This window comes from Paenibacillus sp. sgz302114 (assembly GCF_056120345.1).
The window spans coordinates 1-317 of record NZ_JBVYOI010000062.1; the positions used below are offsets into that span (position 1 = coordinate 1).

Here is a 317-nt window from a genome sequence, read left to right on the forward strand (position 1 = left end):
TTCGCTACAGGTACCGTTAGCGTTGTCGCGTCTAGAACGGTAGAATTGCCTGCGTTCTGACCGCCGGTAACGACCAAGCGGAATTTATATGGTGCGCCTTGCGTAAGACCGGTAACGGTCGCTTGCGAAGCAGTTGGGCTGAGCGTGCCCGTTGCTGCTGGCGTCCATGTCGTGCCATTCGTGGACTGCTGAAGGACGACAGCTGTCGCTTCCTTCGCCTGCGTCCACTGCAGCGAGATGCTCGTGAGTGTTGTCGCATCGCTTCTCTTCAAGTCTGTAATTGGCTGTGGAATCGTGGTTACCGCCGTCACATTCGA

General features: G+C 56.5%; 1 protein-coding gene. It reads right to left on the reverse strand.

Going from position 1 to position 317, the window contains the following annotated elements; genetic code table 11:
- Window positions 1-317: fibronectin type III domain-containing protein (locus AC0LWF_RS27920; RefSeq protein ID WP_474654710.1), on the reverse strand; the 317-nt coding region annotated here is incomplete at both ends.